This window comes from Streptomyces sp. NPDC005266, assembly GCF_040607655.1.
In the GTDB taxonomy this organism is placed as follows: domain Bacteria; phylum Actinomycetota; class Actinomycetes; order Streptomycetales; family Streptomycetaceae; genus Streptomyces.
In genome coordinates this window covers 1-4,883 of sequence record NZ_JBEXHC010000051.1, presented here as the reverse complement: position 1 = coordinate 4,883, position 4,883 = coordinate 1, and the positions used below count along the sequence as shown (strand labels likewise).

At 69.0% G+C, this 4,883-nt stretch carries 1 protein-coding gene; it reads left to right on the top strand.

What is annotated here, in order from left to right; translation table 11 throughout:
* Nucleotides 1–25: 25 nt before the first annotated feature.
* The coding region (locus ABZU99_RS34770; protein ID WP_356228178.1) for an amino acid adenylation domain-containing protein at nucleotides 26–4,883 on the top strand (4,858 nt) is incomplete at its 3' end.

The window sequence follows — 4,883 nt, the reverse complement described above, 5'->3', positions numbered from 1 at the left end:
CGCGTTGCGGCAGGCGCTGGGTGATGTGGTGGCCCGGCATGAGAGCCTGCGCACGCTGTTCGCGGAGGACGCCGACGGCCCGTACCAGGTGGTCCGGGACTCGGCGGATGTTGCGCTCAACGTTGTACGAACCGACGAGCCCCAACTGCCTGCCGAACTCCTCACCGCGGCCCGACACGCCTTCCAGCTTCGGTCGGAAGGACCGTTGCGGGTGTGGCTGTTCGAGCTTGGCGGCGATGAGTACGTGCTGCTGGTGGTCGCGCACCACATCGCGAGTGACGCGTGGTCGATGGGCCCGCTGGCCCGTGACCTGACGAGCGCCTACGCGGCGCGGGTCAGCTCCGGTGACGCTCCCGGGTGGGAGCCGCTGCCGGTGCAGTACGCGGACTACAGCATCTGGCAGCGCGAGATGCTGGGTGCGGAGGACGACGCCGACAGCGAGATCACCCGCCAGCTGGCCTACTGGAAGGCGGCGTTGGCGGATCTCCCCGAGGAGCTGTCGCTGCCCTACGACCGCCCCCGCCCGGCGGTGGCCTCCCACCAGGGCGACGCGGTCACCCTCGACCTCGATCCGGAGCTGCACCAGCGGCTGACGCGGATTGCCCGCGAGAGCCGCGCCAGCCTGTTCATGGTGGTGCAGGCTGCGCTGTCGACGCTGCTGACGCGGCTGGGCGCGGGGACGGACATCCCGCTGGGCACCTCTGTGGCCGGCCGCACCGACGACGCGCTGGACGAGCTGGTCGGCTTCTTCGTGAACACGTTGGTGTTGCGGACGGACACCTCCGGTGATCCGACCTTCGCGGAGTTGATCGAGCGGGTGCGGGTGCGGGATCTGGAGGCGTACGCGTATCAGGATCTGCCCTTCGAGCGGCTGGTGGAGGTGGTCAATCCGCAGCGTTCGTTGTCGCGGCATCCGCTGTTCCAGACGATGTTGACGTTGAACAACACGGAGCAGGGCGCGGCGTCGGCTGTCGCTTCATTGCCGGGTCTGACGGTGACGGGTGAGCCGGTGGCTGCGGGGGCGGCGAAGTTCGATCTGTCGTTCCGGCTTGCGGAGCGTCGCGGTGAGGTGGACGGGGGTGTGGTGCTGGAGGGGGCGTTGGACTTCAGCACGGACCTGTTCGACCGGGCCACCGCGCAGAGCATCGCAGAGCGTTTCGTCCGTGTCCTGACCGCGTTGGCGGACGACCCCGACCGCCGTATCGGTGAGGTGGAGTTGCTTGAGGCGGTGGAGCGGGAGCGGGTGCTTGTCGAGTGGAATGGTGTGTCTCGGGGTGTGCGGGGTGTGTCGTTGCCGGTGCTGTTCGGGGAGCAGGTGTGCCGGGCGCCGGATGCGGTTGCCGTGGTGTGTGGCGATGTCCGGCTGAAGTATGGGGAGTTGGACGCGTGGTCGAACCGGGTGGCTCGGTGGTTGGCAGGCCAGGGGGTTGGGCCTGAGCGTTTTGTGGGGGTGGTGTTGCCCCGGTCGGTGGAGTTGGTGGTGGTGCTGCTGGGTGTGCTCAAGGCGGGTGGGGCGTATGTTCCGGTGGATCCGGAGTATCCGGCGGAGCGGAGAGCACACATTCTGGGTGACGCGCGGCCGGTGCTGGTCGTGGATGACCCGTCGGTGCTGGCTGAGGCGCAGGAGTACTCGGATGCGCCGGTTGAGGGAGTGCGGGAGCTGTCGCTTCCGGCCTATGTGATTTACACGTCGGGTTCGACGGGTCGTCCCAAGGGTGTCGTGGTTGAGCACGGATCGGTGGGGGCGTATCTGGAGCGGGCGCGGGAGGTGTATCCGGATGCCTCGGGGACGGCGCTGCTGCACTCCTCTGTGGCGTTCGACCTGACGGTGACCGCGTTGTACACCCCGCTGGTCAGTGGTGGCCGGGTGGTCCTCGGCGAACTCGATGAGCACGCTGCGTCTGCCGGACAGCCGTCGTTCATAAAGGTCACTCCCTCGCACCTGGGTTTGTTGGAGGCGCTGCCGGAGGGTGTGTCGCCGTCGGGGACGTTGATCACCGGTGGTGAGGCGCTGGTGGGGGAGGCGCTGGCGTCCTGGCGGGCTGCGCATCCGGGCGTGACGGTCGTGAACGCGTATGGTCCGACGGAGGCGACGGTCAACTGCACCGACTACCGGCTCGAGCCTGGTGCTGTGGTGGGGGCGGGCCCGGTGCCGATCGGGCGGCCGTTCTGGAACACCCGGGCGTATGTGCTGGATGCCTCGTTGCGGCTGGTGCCGCCGGGGGTGGCTGGTGAGCTGTATGTGGCCGGCGTGGTCCTGGCGCGGGGTTACTGGGACCGTCCGGATCTGACGGCGGAGCGGTTTACCGCTGACCCGTTTGGTCCGGCGGGGGCGCGGATGTATCGCACCGGGGATCTGGCGCGCTGGAACGCCGATGGGCAGCTGGTGTATGTGGGCCGGGTCGATGACCAGGTCAAGGTGCGTGGTTTCCGCATTGAGCTGGGGGAGATCCAGGCCGTGCTCGCCTCGCATGCCGAGGTCGCTCAGGCTGCGGTGATGGTCCGTGAGGACCGGCCCGGGGATCAGCGTCTGGTCGCCTATGTGGTGGCGGGTCCCACGGTCTCGGAAGCGGCTCTGCGGGAGCATGCCGCCGGCCTGTTGCCGGATTACATGGTGCCCTCGGCGTTCGTCACTCTGGAGGCACTTCCGCTGACGCCGAACGGGAAGCTGGACCGGCGTGCCCTGCCCGCGCCCGACTACGGCCCGGAGGGCACGGCAGGCCGTGCCCCGCGCTCGCCGCGTGAGGAGATCCTGTGTGGTCTGTTCGCGGAGGTGCTGGGCGTGGAGTCGGTCACCATCGATGACGACTTCTTCCGTCTGGGTGGGCATTCGCTCCTGGCCACCCGGCTGGTGAGCCGGATCCGCAGCGTCCTGGGCGCGGAGCTGCCCATCCGGCAGCTCTTCGAGACCCCCACCGTCGCCGGTGTCTCCAGCGCGCTGGCGACCGATGCCGTGCGCCGCCGTGTGATCGCGGCCGACCCGCGCCCGGACCGCATTCCGCTGTCGTATGCCCAGCAGCGCCTGTGGTTCCTCAACCAGTTCGAGGGCCCCAGCGCTACTTACAATGCGCCGGTCGCCCTCAGACTGACCGGCCATCTGGACCGGGAGGCGCTGCGCCTGGCCTTGGGCGATGTGGTCGCACGCCACGAAAGCCTGCGCACGGTGTTCACCGAGGACGCCGACGGCTCCCGGCAGATCGTCCTGCCCGCTGACCAGGTTCGTACAGAGCTTCCCGTTGTGGAGACCGACGAGCAGCGGCTGGATGAGGCCCTGGCCGTTGCGGCGGCCCGTCCTTTTGACCTCGCCGCCGAGACCCCCTTCCGTGCCGTTCTGTTCGCGGTCGCGGAGGAGGAGCATGTGCTGCTCGCCCTGACGCACCACATTGTGAGCGATGCGTGGTCGCGCGCCCCGCTGGCGCGTGACGTGGCGGCGGCGTACGCGGCCCGTGTCACTACCGGTCAGGCTCCCGTGCGCGAGCCGCTGCCGGTCCAGTACGCCGACTACAGCCTCTGGCAGCGCGAAGTCCTCGGCGACGAGTTCGACCACGGCAGTGAGATCTCGCGTCAGCTCGATTACTGGAGCCGGGCACTGGCGGGCCTTCCGGATCAACTCGAGCTACCGTACGACCGGCCGCGGCCCTCCGCCGCCTCCTACCGAGGAGACCGCGTCCCCTTCCAGGTGTCCCCGGATCTGTACGCGCGGATCAGCGACGTGGCCCGCGAGGCGCAGGCCAGCCCCTTCATGGTGCTTCAGGCAGCCCTCGCCGCCCTCCTCACGCGGCTCGGCGCGGGTGCGGACATTCCCATCGGCACACCGATCGCCGGCCGCACCGACACCTCGCTCGACGACCTGGTCGGCGTCTTCCTGAACACACTGGTGCTGCGCACGGACACATCGGGGAACCCGAGCTTCGCCGAGCTCCTCCACCGTGTCCGTGAGACGAACCTCGGCGCGTACGCCCATCAGGACCTGCCCTTCGAACGGTTGGTCGAGGTGCTGAACCCCGAGCGCTCACTGGCCCGTCACCCGCTCTTCCAGGTGCTGCTGACCCTCAACAACACCGACTACCAGGGAGCCTTGGACTCTCTGGACGGTCTTCCGGGGCTCACCGCCGAACGGCAGCAGGTCGATACGTCCGTGGCCAAGTTCGACCTCGCCTTCGGCTTCACCGAGAGCCATGACGAGCGCGGGCAGGTGCGCGCTCTCAACGGTGTCCTGGAGTTCAGCACCGACCTGTTCGACCGAGCTGCGGCGCAGACCCTCACGGAGCGACTCCTCCGGCTCCTCACCGAGGCCGTGGCCGAGCCGACTGCCCCCGTGACCCGTGTCGACCTGTTGGACGAGGCCGAGGCCCGGTCGATCCTGAGCGAGTGGAATGACACGGCGTGTGAGGTGCCGGGCCGGTCGGTGGTGGAGCTCTTCGAGGAGCGGGTGGCCCGCACGCCGGATGCGGTGGCGGTGGTCGCGGGTGGTGCGTCGCTGTCGTACGCGGAGTTGGACGAGTGCGCTGGGCGTCTGGCGCGCTTGCTGGTCGAGTGTGGGGTGGGGCCTGAGTGCTTTGTGGCGGTGGCGTTGCCGAGGTCGGTGGATCTGGTGGTGGCGTTGCTTGCGGTGTGGAAGGCGGGTGCGGCGTATCTTCCGCTGGACACGGAGTACCCGGCCGACCGGCTCGCGTACATGCTCCGGGATGCCGCACCGAAACTCATCCTCACCATGGCGGAGTCCGCCGACCATCTCCCCCCCACAACCGGGATTCCGCGTCTGCTCTTGGACGACCCGGCTGTGGTGGCCGTGCTTGACGACCCGTCCGGGGCCGAGGCGGTACGGGAGGCCACGGCCCCCGACACCTCCGCTTACGTGATCTACACGTCGGGGTCGACGG